The sequence below is a fragment of the Microbacterium sp. LWH12-1.2 genome (assembly GCF_040675825.1).
In the GTDB taxonomy this organism is placed as follows: Bacteria; Actinomycetota; Actinomycetes; order Actinomycetales; family Microbacteriaceae; genus Microbacterium.
Genome location: NZ_JBEGIJ010000001.1, coordinates 2,748,683 through 2,764,691, shown reverse-complemented (window position 1 = coordinate 2,764,691; position 16,009 = coordinate 2,748,683). Strand labels below are relative to the sequence as shown.

The window sequence follows — 16,009 nt, the reverse complement described above, 5'->3', positions numbered from 1 at the left end:
GTCAGTCTGCCGGCGGGGTCAGTCGCACGAGCACGCCGTCGCCCTCGCCGCCGATCGCCACCACCCACGACGATCCGGTCCAGATTGCTGCGTTCGCACCGCAGAGGAAGGGCAGCGGATGCTCCGCCATCCCGTCCGTCATCCGTAGGGCATCCGCGCGGTACAGAGGGGGTTCGGCGCATCCTTCGCGGAGCTCGATCGAGGCGCGGGCTTCGCCCGAACCGCCCACGATCACTCCGTTCGCGGCGGGTGGACCCGGGGCCCCGCCCCACCACAGGGCCACTCCATCCGGGCGGGCGGCGACCCGGGCGAGATCGGCGTCCTGCCGTTCGACACTCCGCTCAGTGCCGTCCGGCTCGAGTACGATCCGGGCCGTGGGGGTCGCGAGATAGATGCGCCCCGAAGCGTCGACATCGACGTCGATCGGAGGAACGGCGGGAGGTGCGGCATCCGCTTCCGACAGCGCGAGCGGCCGGCTGTACAGCAGCTCGCGCTCGCCGTCGTCCAGGTCGATGCGGAGCACCTCGTAGTCCATGTACGCGGGCGGCCGGGGCTGGTAGCGCACGACGATCGCGTCGCGGTCGTGCACGGCCACATCGCCGAAGACGAAGTCGCCGAAGTCGGGGAACTCGGTGGGCGGCACGCCGGGCAGGTCGCGCATCGTCATCGTCGTGGTGTCGAGCACGGCCAGCACGGGGTGCCCGTCGTCGCGGACCACCGCGAGCTCGGTGGAGGAGAGCGCCGAGATCGCCTTGATGCGCGTGAGCGGATCGTCGAACTCGGTGTTGAAGCGTGCCAGCTTCTCGCCATCAGCGCCGAGGTGCAGCCACGAGCCGGCCGACATCGCCCAGAACCCGCCGGTGCCGTCTGCCGCGAGCATCGACATGCCGAAGGCGACGTCGATCCGAGGCTCGTTCGCGAACGGGGTGTCGCCGAAGAACGTGTCGCCAGGGCGTCCGGTCATCTGGTTGTGGAAGCCGATCGGCTCCAGCGTCCAGTCATCGTCCCCGACCTGGGGAGCGCACGCCGAGAGGGCGAGGCCGGCGGTCGCGAGCGCGGCGAGGTGCAGCATCCGTCGCCTCCACCCGGTCATGCGCACCCGCTCACTCTTGCGGCCCCGCCTGCGAGCCTCCTGAAGGCGGCGCCGGACGAATGGTCGGATGCCGTGGACGACCGGTCGGGTGGAGGCATCCGTTCGGTGCGAACGTGGAACCATGACGATCACCGCTCCTGTTCCCACCGCCCCCGCCTCCCGTGCGGAGAGAATCCGCTACGGCGGGCTCATCGTCGTCATGCTGATGAGCTTCCTGCTGGTGACCGCCGAGTTCCTCCCCAACGGCATGCTCACCGAGATGGCGGAAGCCCTCGGCGTCACGCCAGGACAGGCGGGCCAGACGGTGACGGTCACCGCGCTCGTCGGCTTCATCGTCGCGCCGACGGTCGGACTGATGTTCCCGCGGCTCGATCGCCGTTCGCTGCTCGTCTGGATGGCGCTCGCCGCGGCTGTCTCCAATCTCATCGTCGCCATCGCGCCGAGCCTGCTGATCGTGCTGCTCGCGCGATTCCTGCTGGGTGCGGCGATCAGCGCCTTCTGGTCGATGTCGATCACGGTCGCGGTCCGGATCGCCGGTCCCGAGCGCCTCGGCCGAGCGGTCATGTTCACCTCGGCCGGTGCGTCACTGGCAACCGTCGCCGGCGTCCCGCTCGGTGTGATGCTGTCAGAGCTTGCCGACTGGCGCGTGGTCTTCGCGGTTGCCGGCGTCGCGACCGGGCTGCTGGCCATCGGCCTGCGCACGCTTCTGCCCTCGGTGCCGGCCGCTCAGGCGTCCAGCATCCGCCTGCTCGTCGACACCGTGCGCCGGCCGGGCGTCGGTCTCGGCCTCATCGGCCACGTCCTCGTCGTGCTCGGCCACTTCCTCGCCTACACCTACGTGCGCCTCGCGCTGGAGCGCATTCCCGACGTCGATGCCTCCACGATCGTGGTGCTGCTGGCGCTCTTCGGCGCCGGCGGACTCGTGGGCAACATCATCATCGGCATCGTGATCGACCGTTCCTTCGAGTTCTTCGCGGTGCTCGCGCCGGTGGTCATCGCGGTGGCCGTCGCAGCGATGATTCTGCTCTCCGGAACGGTGGTCGGGCTCGGGATCGTCGTGACCGTCTGGGGCTTCTTCTTCGCCTCGTGGCTCATCGTCGTGAACACCTGGGTGGGACACCGGATGCCGGACCGGCTCGAGGCCGGAGGCAGCCTCGTGGTGGTCGGCTTCCAGGGAGCGATCATGGTCGCCGCCGGCGTCGGCGGGCTGCTCGTCGACACTCTCGGTGTGGAGCTCGTGTACATCGCCGGTGCAGCAGCGCTCATGGTCGGTGCGGTGCTGTTCGGGCTGTCGAACCGGATCCGGGCCTGAGGGGCGCGGGGCGGATGCCGCGGGCCCTTGCCGCTACGCCGGAACGGCGGTGCGGTGCGCCATCCGCCAGGCGGAGGGCGTCAGCCCGGTGCGACGGCGGAAGGCGCGGCTGAAGCCCTCATCCGAGGCGTAACCGAGGTCGCGCGAGATCGTCGAGACGGGGTGGCCGGCGTCGAGCATCCGCTTCGCAGCGTCGACACGCACCTCGGTGACGTAGTCCGCCGGGGAGCGACCGAGGGCGCTGCGGAAGCGCTCGGCGAACACCGAGCGAGACATGGCCCCGACGCTCGCGAGGCGTTCGACGGTCCAGTCCCGACCCGGTTCGTCGTGGATCGCGTCGACGACGCGGTCGAGGAACGGATCCTTTGACAGGGAGGGCCAGCCCTCGGGAGCGCATCCGTTCTCCGCCCATGCGCGGATCACCGAGAGCAGCACGGTCGTCGCCATCATCCGGCAGATGACGGGGTCGCCTTGGCGCACCGGGCACGCGCCGGCATCGACCTGGCCCATGTTCTCGGCGAGGGCCGCGGCGGCGGGCTCGAGAGCATCGAACCCGGTCACGGTGATGTTCTGCGGCAGCACGGAGCCCAACTGCGCCATGGCGTCCGAGAGCTCGAGGTCGACGATCATCAGGGCCGCATCGGCGTCGGCTTCCAGCGCGAAGGGCCGTTCGCCCAGGGTCAGGAACGCGTCACCGGCGACGAGGTGCTCGCGGTCGCCCCGCAGGTCGACGGCGACGTGCTGCGATGCGCGGTCGACATCGAGATGGCACCCGGTGCTCAGGGGCGGATGCCCGTGCACGCTGCCGGCGGCGACGTAGATCAGAGTGGCTGCACCGGGCGCGAGCGGCAGGAGCGAGCCGGTGGACAGGCTCACGCGGCGAGCCACGCCGACGCGGAGGTCGACGGAGCCGAGCACCTGGGAGAGGGCATCCGAGTCGACTGTCGCCATGACGTGAGGAACGTCGGCGGACGGCAGGTTATTCCGCCCGAGCTGACGCATAGCTCCGCTCCTCTACGCTGACAGAAACCACCCGAGGAGTGCCGTGTTCCGTACGCCCGACCGTCTGTTCCGTGTTCTTGCGATCGCGGAGGCGATCACCTGGACGATCTTGATCTCGGCGATCATCGCCCGCGCGCTCGGCGCCCCCGGTGTCGTGGTCACGATCGGCGGCGGCATCCACGGTTTCGTCTTCCTTGCCTACGCCGCGACGGCAGTCCTCGTCGCCATCAATCAGCGCTGGAAACTGAGTGTCGCCGTCCTCGCCGTCGCGAGTGCGATCGTGCCCTACGCGACGATCCCCGTCGAGATGTGGCTGCACCGCACCGGGCGTCTGCGCGGCGCATGGCGCCTGGAGGAGACCGACGATTCGCGCGACCGCCGCTGGTTCGACCGGCTGATGCGCTGGTTCCTGCGCCGCCCGTGGATGCTCGCGGCCCTCCTCGTCGTCGGGATCGTCGCGCTCTACGTCATCCTGCTGCTGGTCGGTCCGCCCGGCGGGAAATGACCGAACGGCGTCGGGTCAGGGAGTGACGACGATCGCGTTCTTCTCGACGACCTCCGCGAGCACGGCGTTCGGGTCGCCGCCGGTGCAGTCGACGATGAGATACAGCCCGACGCCGGTGGCGGTGAACGCGCGAGCGGCCATGATCCAGGACCGATCGCCCTCCATGCCGAGCACCTGACGGTTCTCGACGCCACCGTCTCCACCGGGCTGGTAACCGAACTCGCCGGTGGTCGCGGCGGGCGTGATGGTGGCGGTATCGGTCTTCAGGAGCACACCGAGGATCGCATCCGACGACGCGCTGTCGTCGCCGGCGACGACAGGAACGTCGGCGATGAAGCCCTGCCAGAACTGGGCGGTGCAGGTGCCGTCGCCCGTGCCGTACTTCCAACCGCCGTCGCCGTTGTCGGGTGACACGACGGTCCAGCCATCGTCGGTCATGAGGCCGTCGCCCCACTCGATGTACGCGGTCGAGGGGAGTTCCTGGCCCTGGGCGAACGACAGAGCGGCGGGGAGATCCCCGGCCGGATCTTCGGCCGGCTCGTCGCTGGGCTCCGGCTCGTCGACAGGCTTGTCGACACCCGGATCGTTCGGGGGGATCTGACCGAACATGCACCCGCTGAGCGGCAGAGCCAGGGCGATCACCGCAGCCACGGCCATGAGACGGAACGTCGTCGGGACCTCGTCGGTGCGTGTCATGCCGGTCAGCCTATCCCTCGGCCTCGGCGAGCAGGGCCGCGTCAGTGCGCCGTCGCGACGCCGATCGTGTCGTGCACGATCACCGCGGCGACCCGCGCGCCGGCGCCGGCCGCGACGATGAGCTGCTGAGGTCCGGGAGCTGCGACATCGCCGGCGGCGTACAACCCAGCAACCCCGGTGCGCCCGGAGCGGTCGGTCAGCAGATGCCCCGCGTCGTCGAGCGGTGGCGTGATGCCGTCGAGGAACGACAGATCCGCCTCCCAGACGGGGCGCACGAATCCGCCGTCGAGGATGACCTCGCTGCCATCGGCGAGGCGCACGGCCTCGAGCCGGCCTCGGTCGCCGACGAGTTCGGTGATCGGATGCCGCTGCACGGCCACTCCGGCCGCGGCCAGCTCGGCCTCCTCGGTCGTCGTGACCGTGTCGGCGCCGTTCGTGAACACCGTGAGGCTCTCGGTCCAGCGTCCGATGAGCCGGGCGCGATCGGCGAGATCCGCGGATTCTCCGATCAGGGCCAGCCGCCGCCCCCGCAGCTCCCAGGCATCGCAGGCCGCGCAACTGAACAGGCTCATGCCGTAGAAGCCGCGCAGATTCGGCACATCCGGCAGCGTCTCGCGAAGCCCGGTGGCCAGCAGCACCGACCGCGCCGAGATCACTTCGGTGGGCTCGCGCCGGCCGATGGCGGCCGTGAAGCCGGCATCCGTCTTCGCCAGCGACGCGACCCGCACCCGGGTCCGCACCTCGACGTTGGGGTAGGCGGCGAGTTCTTCCCGCGCGAGTCGGCGCAGCTCGTGCGGGGGCACGCCGTCGCGGGTGAGGAAGCCGTGCGAGTTCAGGGTGGCGGCGTTCCGCGGGCGATCCGCGTCGATGACGAGCACGCGCACCAGAGAGCGTCCGAGGTTGAGGGCGGCGGAGAGTCCTGCCGGTCCGCCGCCGACGATGAGAACGTCGTACTCTGTCGGCGGGTCGGCGGCGGGGCCGGGTGGCACCTCCGCCGCGGCCGTCTCAGCCATGCTCGCCGTCCTGGGGCGGGAGGGCCGCGATGACGGGGTGGTCGAAGGCGAGGACGCCGGTCTTGGCCGCGCCACCAGGGGAACCGATCTCGTCGAAGAACTCGACGTTCGCCTTGTAGTAGTCGGCCCACTCCTCGGGGAGGTCGTCCTCGTAGTAGATCGCCTCGACCGGGCACACCGGTTCACAGGCACCGCAGTCCACGCATTCATCCGGGTGGATGTACAGCGAACGCTCGCCCTCGTAGATGCAGTCCACGGGGCACTCGTCGATGCAGGCACGATCCTTCACATCGACACACGGCAGAGCGATCACATATGTCATTGCACCAGCGCTCCGTCGCGGGACACCGCCACCTGCTCATCGCGGGGCACGACCTTGACGCGCTCGCGGGTGTGCTCGTGGTTCTCGCCGAGGTGACGCTCGTGCGCGTCGAGGGCGAGCCAGCCGTCCCACGTCGTGAACTCGGTCTCGCGCTCCTCCAGAACCGTGAGGACGTCTTCGGAGTCGTCGGGCGCGGTCAGCAGCCCCGCTTCGGCATCCGCGACGACGTTCGAGATCGTCTCCAGGGCATCCGACTTCGTGTGCCCGATGAGGCCGACCGGTCCGCGCTTGATCCAGCCGGTCGCGTACAGCCCCGGCTCGCCGTCGACCCGGCCGCCGTCGTTCGGCACGACACCGCGCTTCTCGTCGAAGGGCGCTCCTGCGACGCGGGTGCCGTAGTAGCCGACAGCCCGGTATACGGCCTGGATCGGGTAGTCACGGAACTCGCCCGTCGTGACGAGGGTGCCATCGGCGCCGGGAGCAGTGCGCGCGAAGCGGATGCCGGTGACGCGATCGTCACCGGTGATCTCCACCGGAGCGTGCCAGAAGTGCAGGTGCAGACGGCGGGATGCTCCGGACTGGGGGCGGTCGCGCCAGCCGTTCAGGGTGCGCAGCATCACCTTCAGCTGGTTGGTCGAAGCGGATGCCGGGTCGACACCGTCGAAGTCCTCGTCGTAGAGCACGATGTCGACGTCGTTCACCTCGCCGAGTTCACGCAACTCGATCGGCGTGAACTTGATGTCGGCGGGGCCGCGGCGGCCGAACACGTGCACGTCGGTGACCGCCGACGACGCGAGGCCTTCGAGCACGTTGTCCGGCACCTCGGTGGTGCGCAGGTCGACCGCGTGCTTCGCGAGCACGCGGGCCACGTCGAGGGCGACGTTGCCGTTGCCGATGACCGCGACCGATTCGGCATCCAGGGGCCAGGTGCGCGCCACATCGGGGTGCCCGTCGAACCAGGCGACGAAATCGGCGGCGCCGTAGGAGCCGGGAAGGTCGACGCCTGGCACGTTGAGCGCGGCATCGCGGATCGCGCCGGTGGCGAGGATCACGGCGTGGTAGCGCTCGCGCAGCTCGTCGATGGAGATGTCGCGGCCGACCTCGACGTTGCCGATGAAGCGGATGGTGCGTCGCGTCGCCGCCGGCTCGTCATCGGATGCCACGGGGAAGGCGTCGAGCATCTCGTGCAGCGAGTTGACGATGCCCTTGATGCGGGGGTGATCGGGAGCGACGCCGTAGCGGATGAGGCCGTACGGGGCCGGAAGCGACTCGAACAGATCGATCTCGACGCGACGCCCGCGTTCGGCGACGGCTCCGGCGAGCAGATTGCCCGCGTAGATGCCGGCGGGGCCGGCGCCGACGATCGCGACGCGCAGGGTGGGAGAGGAAGAGGTCATGACGAAGGAGGCCTTTCGGGCTGCAGGCTCAACGGGTGCGCGAGAAGAGGGAGGGGGAAGAAGAACGGGGCTGGCGATCAGACGGCGGATCGAGCGTGTCGACGGCCTGGATCAGGCCGGTGTCGGCCGCGAGGCCGGCGTCGAGGGCATCGGTCCAGCGCGAACGAGCAGGGCGCGCAGCATCCGCGGCCACCGGAAGAGCCTCGGGGGCCGCGAAGTCCGCATCCGGGCTGAGACGGACCACATCGCCGATGACGACTACCGCGGGGGAGCGCACCTGTCGTGCGGCTGCGAGGTGCGCGATCGTGCCGAGTGTTCCGAGGGTGATCCGTTGCCCATCACCGAACCCGTCCTCGATGATCGCGACCGGGCAGTCGGCGCCACGTGGTCCTGAGGCGAGCACATGCGCGGAATGCGCGAGGCTGCCGACGCCCATCAGCAGCACGACGGTGTGTTCGCCGCCACCGCGGACCTGCTCGATCTGGTCGTGGCCGCTCACCACGGTGAAGGATGCGGCGATGCCGCGGTGGGTGAGTGGGATGCCGGCGACGGCCGGCACCGAGACGGCGCTGGTGACGCCGGGCACGACGTCGACCGGGATGCCGGCGGCCTCGCAGAACAACTGCTCCTCGCGGCCGCGGCCGAACACGAACGGATCGCCGCCCTTCAGACGGACGACACGCTTCCCGGCGACCGCGAGCTCGACGAGCAGGGCGTTGATGCCGTCCTGCGGAATCGGGTGGTGGCCAGGGAGCTTGCCGACGTCGATCACCTCGGCGTCGATCTGCTCGCCCTCGTCCACGAGCTGCTCCAGCACCGTGCGCGCGCCGAGTCGGTCGGCGACGATGACGTCGGCCTCCTGCAGAGCGCGGAGCCCGCGCAGCGTCAGCAGCCCGGCATCGCCCGGCCCGGCACCGACGAGAGTGACGCGGCCGGTCATCGCGAACCGCCCAGCATCAGGCCGCGGTTGCGGAGCATCCGCCGCTCGATCGGGCCGAACAGTGCCAGTTCGATCAGAATGCCGATCGCGAGGATGAGCAGGATCGTGGCGAGCACGCCGGCGAGATCCGCGAGTTCGCGCGACTGGTTGAGCATCGTGCCGAGGCCGAAGCCGATCGTTCCGCCGCTGGTGATGATCTCAGCCGCCATCAGTGACCGCCAGGAGAAAGCCCAGCCCTGCTTGAGGCCGGCGAAATAGCCGGGGAGAGCCGCGGGGAGAGTGACGGAGGTCGCGAGTTGCCAGCGGCTCGCGCCGAGTACGATGCCGACTCGGCGCAACTGCGGCGGCACCTGATCGATGCCGGAGAGGAGGCCGTTCACGATCGAGGGGATGGCGCCCATCAGGATGACGAAGTATGCGGTGGCATCGCTGAGCCCGAACCAGATGATCGCCGCGGGCACCCAGGCGACCGAGGGAAGCACCGTGAGGCCGGAGATCAGCGGACCGGCGGCGCGACGGAGCAGCTTCCACTCGGCGAGCAGCATCCCGAGCACAGTGCCGACGAGGATCGCGATCAGGAACCCGATGACGCCGCGCTCGAGGCTGGTGGTCACCGCCTCCTGCAGGCGGCCGGACTCCCAGGAATCGCCGAGGGCGCCGGCGACTGCCGCAGGGCTCGGCGCCTTGTCGGGGCGCGGGTTCGCGATGACGATGTAGAGCTGCCACACGGCGAGCAGGGCGAGCAGCAACCCCACCGGCGGCAGGGTCTTGCTCAGCACCTCACGCCAGAGCGACCTCTGCGGTGCAGTGTCGGACTGCAGGCGGTCCAGGCCGGCGGAGAGGGTGGCCAGGTCGTCGTTCTCTGTCTGAACGGCGGCCTCGCTCTGCACGACGGATGCGGCTTCAGGAGGCATTGCGGCGGATCTCCTTCCGGAGCTCGGCGGTGATCTCGGTGGCCAGCGCCGCCACTTCGGGCGACTCGATGCGCCGGCCGCGGGTCGAGGCGACCTTCCACTCGCCGGCCACACGGCCGGGGCGACTGGAGAGCAGGATGACGCGCTGGCCGAGCCGGGCAGCCTCGCGCACGTTGTGGGTGACGAACACGATCGTTCGGCCGGTCGCACGCCAGACGCGCTCGAGCTCCTCGTGCAGGAGGTCGCGGGTGATCGCGTCGAGCGCCGCGAAGGGCTCGTCCATCAGGAGCACGGAGCGGTCCTGGGCGAGGGCGCGGGCCAGGGCGACGCGCTGCCGCATGCCGCCGGAGAGTTCGTGCGGGCGCTTGTCCGCAGCCTCCGACAGGTTCACGGTTCCGAGCAGGCGCTCGGCCTCCTCGCGGCGCTCGCGGCGCGGGACGCCGCGAAGGCGCAGCGCGAGTTCGACGTTGTGGCGCGCAGTGAGCCAGGGCATCAGCGCGGACTCCTGGAACATCACCGCGGCACCGCCGGCGGGAGTGCCGATCGAGCCGGAGGTCACCGGCTCGAGTCCGGCGATGAGGTTCAGCAGCGTCGACTTGCCGCAGCCGGAGGCGCCGAGCAGGCAGACGAACTCGCCAGGGGCGATGTCGAGCGAGACGTCGTCGAGGACGACCGGCCCGGATCCGTAGCGCTTGGTGACGTTCGAGATGCGCACCGCGGGGTCGACGGGGGGTGCCGGTGCCGTGACGGGCGTGACGCTGTCGAAGCTCGGCGTCAGCCTGGTCACGGGCGCCTCCGCACCCACCGTCTTCCCCGCGGGCGCAGTCATCATTCCTCCCCGAGGTCGGCGGCGGAGACCGGCTCCGCGCCGTCCTTCTCGAGGAGGGCGTTCAGCGCGCGCAGGTCGAAGAGGCCCTTGATCGAGCCCTCCTTCTGCGTGCCGGCGGCCAGTCCGTTCTCGACGAGCGTCTCGAAGGTCTCCGCATGCGGGTCCACCGTGAAGGTCACGTTCTCCAGTGCCCTGGTGAGCACTTCGTCGGCGAGCCTCTTGCCGGTGGCCTCCTCGAGCGCGTCGTTGATGACGGTCGGTGCCTCTTCCTTGTTCTCATCGAGCCACTGCACGGCGGCGATGTGTCCCTCGAGCAGTTCTTCGACGACAGCAGGGTGCTCCGCGGCGAACTCCGCGCGGACGAGCAGCACCGTGGTCGGGAAGTTCCCGTCAGGCCAGAGGTCCTGCTCATCGACGAGCACGTGCGCCCCGGCCTCGACGACCAGTCGCGAGACCCAGGGCTCCGGCAGCCAGGCGCCGTCGAGCTGCCCGTCCTGGAACAGGGTCAGGGTCTGCGCGTTCTCGGTCGGCGTGATGGTCACATCGCCGCCACCCGAAGTCGATGTCTCGAAGCCCTCCTCGGCGAGCCAGCTGCGCAGCGCCACATCCTGCGTGTTGCCGAGCTGCGGCGTCGCGATGTTCTTGCCCGCCAGGTCTTCCGGAGTATCGATGCCATCGCGGACCACCAGGGCCGCTCCGCCGGACGTCGCGCCGGCGATGATGTGTGCGGACTCACCGCCCGACTGGATGAAGGTGTTGATCGACGGGTTCGGTCCGATGTACGTCGCGTCGATCGCCCCGGCGGAGAGCGCCTCGATCGCCGCGGGGCCGGCGTTGAACACCTCCGTCTTCAGGTCGACGTCGCCCAGAGCATCCTGGAACAGGCCCTCCGAGAGGCCGACCAGCGCCGGAGCGTGCGTCACGTTCGCGAAGTAGCCGAGGCGGACCTCGGTCAGATCGTCGCCCGTGGCCTCGCCGGAGCCGGGGTCTGCGGATGCGGAGGCACAACCGGCCAGCATCATTGCGGTGATTCCTAGAGCGGTGAGTGTCGTTGCGGTGCGGTTGATCTTCACGGTTTCGCCTCCTTCAGGGTGGGTGTTTCAGTGGGGGATTGAGCAGGTCAGGGTGCGTCGATGACGGTCGCCGCAGCGAGGGTCGCGCCGTCGGCGGGGTGGATGAGCAGCAGAGCGCCGCCCTCGCGGCCCCGTGCATAGGGCTCCAGCGGCAGCTCGGATGCGAGACGGAGCCGTACTCGGCCGATCTCGTTCACGGCGAGGGCGTCGGCATCGTGGTGCGCCAGCGTCTCCAGGTCGTACCGGGAGAGCACCTCGGCGATGACGGCCTGCACCGTGGAGGTGCCGTGCTTGACGAGCACCCGGGTACCGGTGGTGACGGCGCGCGGGTCGAGCTGGAACAGCTCGACCACGGCTTCCTTCTGCCCGGTCGGTGCCGTGCCGGCTCCGACGATGAGGGCGCCGCGCGCGGCGTCCACGTCGTCGGCGAGCGTCAGTGTCACCGACTGCGAGGTCGTCGCGGCATCCGTCTCGTCGCCGGCGACATGGATGCCGGTGACCGTGGTCGCGAGTCGCCCGGGGAGCACCTCGACGCGATCGCCGATGCGGACCGTGCCGGAGCTGATCCGGCCGGCGAAGCCGCGGAAGTCGCGATACTGCTCGGCCTGCTCGGCGGGGATCGTCGGCGACAGGCCGCCCTGCGGCCGCAGCACCAGCTGCACCGGCAGCCGGAACTCGGCGGCGTGCGAGACCGTCTCCTGCTGGCTGGGGAGCGTCTCCAGCAGCTCCAGCAGGGTGAGGCCGTCGTACCAGGGGGTGCGCGAGGAACGGTCGACGATGTTGTCGCCCTCCAGCGCCGAGACGGGCAGCACCCGGATGCCGGAGAGACCGAGCTCTGTCGCGACGCGACCCGCTTCGCGTTCGATCTCGTCGTATCGTGCCTCGTCGAAGTCGATCAGGTCGATCTTGTTCACCGCGATGATCACGTGTGCGACGCGCAGCAGCGACACCACGGCGAGGTGGCGCCTGGTCTGTTCGACGATTCCCTTGCGTGCGTCGACGAGCACGATCACCGCGTCGGCGGTCGCAGCGCCGGTGACCATGTTGCGGGTGTACTGCACGTGGCCGGGGCAGTCCGCGAGGATGAAGCTGCGGCGGCCGGTGGCGAAGTAGCGGTAGGCGACGTCGATCGTGATGCCCTGCTCGCGCTCGGCACGGAGTCCGTCGGTGAGCAGCGCGAAGTCGAAGTCGCCATGGGCGAAGCCCCGGTCGCGGGAGGTCGCGGCGACCTGCTCGAGCTGATCGGCGAGGATCGCCTTCGCATCGTGCAGCAGTCGGCCGACGAGCGTCGACTTGCCGTCGTCGACGGAGCCGGCGGTCGCGAAGCGGAACAGCGTGGAGCCGTCGGTGAGCAGGGCGGACGCCTCGCCTGGTGCGTCGAGAATCGAGGTCTCGGTCATCAGAAGTACCCGTCCTTCTTGCGATCTTCCATGGCGGCTTCGCTGATGCGGTCATCCGCCCTGGTGGCGCCGCGTTCGGTCAGCGTCGAGCGGGCGACCTCGGCGACGACGGATGCCGTGTCCACAGCATCCGATTCGACCGCGCCCGTGCAGCTCGAGTCGCCGACCGTGCGGTAGCGCACGACCCGGCGTTCGGTCTGCTCGTCTGCCCGCGGCTGCGAGAACTCGCCGACCGCCCACCACATGCCGTCGCGACGGAACACCTCGCGCTCGTGCGCGTAGTACAGCGGAGGCAGGGCGATGTCCTCGCGGGCGATGTAGCTCCAGATGTCGAGCTCGGTCCAGTTCGAGATCGGGAACGCGCGCACGTGCTGCCCGGGGAGATGGCGGCCGTTGTACAGGCTCCACAGTTCGGGGCGCTGATTGCGCGGATCCCACTGCCCGAACTCGTCGCGCAGCGAGATGATGCGCTCTTTGGCGCGCGCCTTGTCCTCGTCGCGTCGTGCGCCGCCGAACACCGCGTCGTGCTTGCCCGCGGCGATCGCGTCGAGCAGGGGCTGCGTCTGCAGGGTGTTGCGGGTGCCGTCCGGTCGCTCGGCGAGGCGGCCGTCATCGATGTAGTCCTGGACGTTGGCGACTTCGAGCCGGATGCCCAGACGTGCGACGGTCTCATCGCGGAACGCGATGACCTCGGGGAAGTTGTGGCCGGTGTCGACGTGCAGCACCGGGAAAGGCACCTTGCCCGGTGCGAATGCCTTGGCAGCGAGGTGAAGCACGACGACGGAGTCCTTGCCGCCGGAGAACAGTAGCACGGGCCGCTCGAATTCGGCGACGACCTCGCGGATGATGTGGATCGCCTCGGCCTCGAGCAGGTCGAGGGTGCTCAGCGACGTGATGGTGCTCATAGGTGCAGCCCGCATTCTGTCTTCGAGAGTCCCGCCCAGCGGCCGGATCGCGGATCCTCGCCGGGGGCGACCGCCTTCGTGCACGGCGCGCAGCCGATGGAGGGGTAGCCGTTCGCGACGAGGGGGTTCACCGGCACTTCGTGCACGGTGGCGTAGTCGATGAGGTCGTCGAAGCTCCAGGCGGCGACCGGGTTGACCTTGACCAGTCCGTTGCGCTCGTCCCAGACGATCAGTGGAGTGTCGGCGCGGGTCGGGCCCTCTTCGCGGCGCACGCCGGTGAACCACAGCTCGTAGCCGCCGAGCGCCCGCTGCAGCGGCTCGACCTTGCGGCGTGCGCAGCACAGGCCGGGGTCGCGGGCGAACAGTTCGGCGCCGAACTCGGCATCCTGCTCGCGCACCGTCTGCTCGGGCTTCACATCGACGATGCGCACGTCGAGCGCGGCGGCGACGTCGTTGCGCGTGAACGTGGTCTCGGCGAAGTGGTAGCCGGTCTCGAGGAAGAGAACGTCGACGCCCGGCAGGCTCTGCGCGACGAGGTGCGGCAGCGCGGCATCCGCCATCGAGCACGCGACGGCAGCCTGCGCGACGGCGAAGTTCTCGGCCACCCACGCGACGACCTCGGCAGGGCTCGCCTCATCGGCCGCGCGGCTGCGCAGCTCGATCGCGCCGCGCTCGGCGAGGGCCTTGAGCTCTTCGGTGGAGCGGCGTGCAGGACGGATGTCGACGAGGGTGCTCACTGCAGGGCCTCCTCGTCCGCTCGGTGCGCCCACTGCGCGAAGCTCTCCGCGTTCTCGCGGTCGGCGAGATAGCGGCGGATGACCCGCTCGGCGTAGTCGGCGATGCCGTCGGCCGCGACCTTCAAGCCGCGCACGGTGCGGCCGAGACCGGCTTCTTCGCGGTCGACGCCGGCGAGACCGCCGCCGAGGTGCACCTGATAGCCGGGCACCTGCTCGCCGTCGATCAGGACGAGCTGGCCCTTCAGGCCGATGTCGGCCGTCTGGATGCGGGCGCAGGAGTTCGGGCATCCGTTCACGTGCAGGGTGATCGGGCGGCCGATCTCGGGCTCGAGGGCTCCGAGGCGCTCTTCGAGTTGGAGGATGGCCTGGGCGGCGTTCGCCTTGGTCTCGACGATCGCGAGCTTGCAGTACTCGATGCCGGTGCAGGCGATGGTGCCGCGGCGGAACAGGCTGGGCCGGGCTGACAGTCCGATTTCGTCGAGGCCCTTCACGAGGCTTTCGACGTTCTCTTCGGGGATGTCGAGGACGATGAGCTTCTGGTACGGCGTGGTGCGAACCCGCTGCGAGCCGTGCGCCTCGGCGAGGTCGGCGAGTGCGGTGAGCGTGGTGCCGGAGACGCGGCCGACGAGGGGAGCGGCGCCGACGAAGAAGCGGCCGTCCTTCTGCGCGTGCACGCCGACGTGGTCGCCGATGCTGGTCGGCTTGGGCGCGGCCGGTCCGTCGGGGAGAGGGCTCTCGAGGTACTCGGTCTCGAGCACCTCGCGGAACTTCTCGGTGCCCCAATCGGCGAGGAGGAACTTCAGGCGGGCCTTGTTGCGGAGGCGCCGGTAGCCGTAGTCGCGGAAGATCTGGGTGATGCCGTGCCAGACCTCGGCGACCCGCTCGGGGGCGACGAAGGCGCCGAGGCGCTCGCCGAGACGCGGGACCACCGAGAGGGCGCCGCCGACCCACAGGTCATAGCCGATGCCGAGCTCGGGATGCACGACGGCGACGAAGGCGCAGTCGTTGATCTCGTGGACGACGTCCTGGCTGGGGTGGCCGGTGATCGCGGTCTTGTACTTGCGGGGGAGGTTCGCAAGCGTCGGGTCGCCGATGAAGCGCTCGGCGATCTCATGGATCTGCGGGGTCGGGTCGATGATCTCGTCGGCCGCGATGCCGGCGACCGGGGAGCCGAGGATGACGCGGGGCACGTCGCCGCAGGCCTCGGTGGTGCTCAGGCCGATCCCCTCGAGACGGCGCCAGATCTCGGGCACATCCTCGACACGGATCCAGTGCAGCTGCACGTTCTGGCGGTCGGTCATGTCGGCGCTGTCGCGGGCGAACTCGGTGGAGATCTCGCCGATCACGCGGAGCTGCTCGGTGGTGAGCTGGCCGCCGTCGATGCGGACCCGCAGCATGAAGTACTCGTCCTCGAGCTCGTGCGGCTCGAGCTGCGCGGTGCGGCCGCCGTCGATCCCGGGCTTGCGCTGCGTGTAGAGGCCCCACCAGCGGAAGCGTCCGTGCAGGTCGGTCGGATCGATCGACGCGAAGCCGCCCTTGGCGTATTCGTTCTCGATGCGCTCGCGCACGTTGAGCCCGTTGTCGTCGAGCTTGAACTGCTCGTTCGCGTTGAGGGGCTCGGTGCCGTCGACGAGCCACTGCCCGTGCGGCTTCGTTGGTACGCGGGCAGTGCGCGTGCGGGCACCGCGGACTGGCGTCGGCTGCTCGATGGTCATGGGTCTGCTCCCTGGATGGCTGTCTCTCAACCTAAGGAGTTGGACCTTGTTCATTAACAGGGGGTGACTCAGTGCGTCAAGCAACGTCACATGGCGTCATGCAGCGCGAAATATGACGCCGAACACTGGTGCTGAAGCGTTGTCATGTGCTTCGGC

16 protein-coding genes are annotated in these 16,009 nt (G+C 69.8%); 2 read left to right on the top strand and 14 right to left on the bottom strand.

The window, feature by feature from the left end:
* Window position 1 precedes the first annotated feature (1 nt).
* Window positions 2–1,099, bottom strand: a complete 1,098-nt coding sequence (locus MRBLWH12_RS13115) for a hypothetical protein (protein ID WP_363549608.1) — start codon at window positions 1,097–1,099, stop codon at window positions 2–4.
* A gap of 115 nt (window positions 1,100–1,214) precedes the next feature.
* On the opposite strand from MRBLWH12_RS13115, the gene MRBLWH12_RS13110 reads away from it, so the two are divergent.
* A complete protein-coding gene (locus tag MRBLWH12_RS13110) occupies window positions 1,215–2,405 on the top strand; it encodes an MFS transporter (RefSeq protein ID WP_341976969.1) in 1,191 nt (396 codons plus the stop codon).
* Window positions 2,406–2,438: 33 nt separating this feature from the next.
* Here the strand turns inward: MRBLWH12_RS13110 and MRBLWH12_RS13105 are convergent, their stop codons facing one another.
* Window positions 2,439–3,356, bottom strand: a complete 918-nt coding sequence (locus tag MRBLWH12_RS13105) for an AraC family transcriptional regulator (protein WP_363549605.1) — start codon at window positions 3,354–3,356, stop codon at window positions 2,439–2,441.
* 94 nt (window positions 3,357–3,450) lie between these two features.
* On the opposite strand from MRBLWH12_RS13105, the gene MRBLWH12_RS13100 reads away from it, so the two are divergent.
* Window positions 3,451–3,912: a DUF3817 domain-containing protein gene (locus MRBLWH12_RS13100; protein ID WP_341976974.1), complete on the top strand. Its 462-nt coding sequence runs from the start codon at window positions 3,451–3,453 to the stop codon at window positions 3,910–3,912.
* Between the two features lie 15 nt (window positions 3,913–3,927).
* Here the strand turns inward: MRBLWH12_RS13100 and MRBLWH12_RS13095 are convergent, their stop codons facing one another.
* From MRBLWH12_RS13095 to MRBLWH12_RS13040, 12 genes are read right to left on the bottom strand one after another with little or no spacing between them, the layout of a single operon-like run.
* Window positions 3,928–4,608: a hypothetical protein gene (locus MRBLWH12_RS13095; RefSeq protein WP_363549602.1), complete on the bottom strand. Its 681-nt coding sequence runs from the start codon at window positions 4,606–4,608 to the stop codon at window positions 3,928–3,930.
* Window positions 4,609–4,649: 41 nt separating this feature from the next.
* Window positions 4,650–5,621, bottom strand: a complete 972-nt coding sequence (locus MRBLWH12_RS13090) for an NAD(P)/FAD-dependent oxidoreductase (RefSeq protein WP_363549600.1) — start codon at window positions 5,619–5,621, stop codon at window positions 4,650–4,652.
* Window positions 5,614–5,943: a ferredoxin gene (fdxA, locus tag MRBLWH12_RS13085; protein WP_363549598.1), complete on the bottom strand. Its 330-nt coding sequence runs from the start codon at window positions 5,941–5,943 to the stop codon at window positions 5,614–5,616. Before fdxA ends, MRBLWH12_RS13090 begins: the two co-directional genes overlap by 8 nt.
* Window positions 5,940–7,340, bottom strand: a complete 1,401-nt coding sequence (locus tag MRBLWH12_RS13080) for an FAD-dependent oxidoreductase (protein ID WP_363549595.1) — start codon at window positions 7,338–7,340, stop codon at window positions 5,940–5,942. The genes fdxA and MRBLWH12_RS13080 overlap by 4 nt, the downstream gene beginning before the upstream one ends.
* Before the next feature lie 28 nt (window positions 7,341–7,368).
* On the bottom strand, window positions 7,369–8,280 hold the full coding sequence (gene cobA, locus MRBLWH12_RS13075) for a uroporphyrinogen-III C-methyltransferase (protein WP_363549592.1): 912 nt from the start codon (window positions 8,278–8,280) through the stop codon (window positions 7,369–7,371).
* On the bottom strand, window positions 8,277–9,194 hold the full coding sequence (locus tag MRBLWH12_RS13070) for an ABC transporter permease (protein ID WP_341976984.1): 918 nt from the start codon (window positions 9,192–9,194) through the stop codon (window positions 8,277–8,279). Before MRBLWH12_RS13070 ends, cobA begins: the two co-directional genes overlap by 4 nt.
* Window positions 9,184–10,023 carry an ABC transporter ATP-binding protein gene (locus tag MRBLWH12_RS13065; RefSeq protein ID WP_341976986.1) on the bottom strand — a complete coding sequence of 280 codons (840 nt, stop codon included), beginning with the start codon at window positions 10,021–10,023 and terminating at the stop codon, window positions 9,184–9,186. Before MRBLWH12_RS13065 ends, MRBLWH12_RS13070 begins: the two co-directional genes overlap by 11 nt.
* Window positions 10,023–11,096: an ABC transporter substrate-binding protein gene (locus MRBLWH12_RS13060; protein ID WP_341976988.1), complete on the bottom strand. Its 1,074-nt coding sequence runs from the start codon at window positions 11,094–11,096 to the stop codon at window positions 10,023–10,025. Before MRBLWH12_RS13060 ends, MRBLWH12_RS13065 begins: the two co-directional genes overlap by 1 nt.
* A 47-nt stretch (window positions 11,097–11,143) precedes the next feature.
* The gene (locus MRBLWH12_RS13055) at window positions 11,144–12,496 is read right to left on the bottom strand and encodes a sulfate adenylyltransferase subunit 1 (RefSeq protein WP_341976990.1); all 1,353 of its coding nucleotides are present in this window, start codon (window positions 12,494–12,496) and stop codon (window positions 11,144–11,146) included.
* Window positions 12,496–13,401 carry a sulfate adenylyltransferase subunit CysD gene (cysD, locus tag MRBLWH12_RS13050; protein WP_363549587.1) on the bottom strand — a complete coding sequence of 302 codons (906 nt, stop codon included), beginning with the start codon at window positions 13,399–13,401 and terminating at the stop codon, window positions 12,496–12,498. The genes MRBLWH12_RS13055 and cysD overlap by 1 nt, the downstream gene beginning before the upstream one ends.
* On the bottom strand, window positions 13,398–14,138 hold the full coding sequence (locus MRBLWH12_RS13045; RefSeq protein ID WP_363549584.1) for a phosphoadenylyl-sulfate reductase: 741 nt from the start codon (window positions 14,136–14,138) through the stop codon (window positions 13,398–13,400). Before MRBLWH12_RS13045 ends, cysD begins: the two co-directional genes overlap by 4 nt.
* Window positions 14,135–15,853 (bottom strand): nitrite/sulfite reductase, encoded by a 1,719-nt coding sequence (locus MRBLWH12_RS13040; protein WP_363549582.1) that lies wholly within the window; start codon window positions 15,851–15,853, stop codon window positions 14,135–14,137. Before MRBLWH12_RS13040 ends, MRBLWH12_RS13045 begins: the two co-directional genes overlap by 4 nt.
* Between the last annotated feature and the right edge of the window lie 156 nt (window positions 15,854–16,009).

Excerpts from the sequence above, each read along its gene's own strand:
- MRBLWH12_RS13110 (WP_341976969.1), top strand. The coding sequence starts at position 1,215 with ATGACGATCACCGCTCCTGTTCCCACCGCCCCCGCCTCCCGTGCGGAG.
- MRBLWH12_RS13105 (WP_363549605.1), bottom strand. The coding sequence starts at position 3,356 with ATGGCGACAGTCGACTCGGATGCCCTCTCCCAGGTGCTCGGCTCCGTC.
- MRBLWH12_RS13095 (WP_363549602.1), bottom strand. The coding sequence starts at position 4,608 with ATGACACGCACCGACGAGGTCCCGACGACGTTCCGTCTCATGGCCGTG.
- MRBLWH12_RS13090 (WP_363549600.1), bottom strand. The coding sequence starts at position 5,621 with ATGGCTGAGACGGCCGCGGCGGAGGTGCCACCCGGCCCCGCCGCCGAC.
- fdxA (WP_363549598.1), bottom strand. The coding sequence starts at position 5,943 with ATGACATATGTGATCGCTCTGCCGTGTGTCGATGTGAAGGATCGTGCC.
- MRBLWH12_RS13080 (WP_363549595.1), bottom strand. The coding sequence starts at position 7,340 with ATGACCTCTTCCTCTCCCACCCTGCGCGTCGCGATCGTCGGCGCCGGC.
- cobA (WP_363549592.1), bottom strand. The coding sequence starts at position 8,280 with ATGACCGGCCGCGTCACTCTCGTCGGTGCCGGGCCGGGCGATGCCGGG.
- MRBLWH12_RS13070 (WP_341976984.1), bottom strand. The coding sequence starts at position 9,194 with ATGCCTCCTGAAGCCGCATCCGTCGTGCAGAGCGAGGCCGCCGTTCAG.
- MRBLWH12_RS13065 (WP_341976986.1), bottom strand. The coding sequence starts at position 10,023 with ATGACTGCGCCCGCGGGGAAGACGGTGGGTGCGGAGGCGCCCGTGACC.
- MRBLWH12_RS13055 (WP_341976990.1), bottom strand. The coding sequence starts at position 12,496 with ATGACCGAGACCTCGATTCTCGACGCACCAGGCGAGGCGTCCGCCCTG.
- cysD (WP_363549587.1), bottom strand. The coding sequence starts at position 13,401 with ATGAGCACCATCACGTCGCTGAGCACCCTCGACCTGCTCGAGGCCGAG.
- MRBLWH12_RS13040 (WP_363549582.1), bottom strand. The coding sequence starts at position 15,853 with ATGACCATCGAGCAGCCGACGCCAGTCCGCGGTGCCCGCACGCGCACT.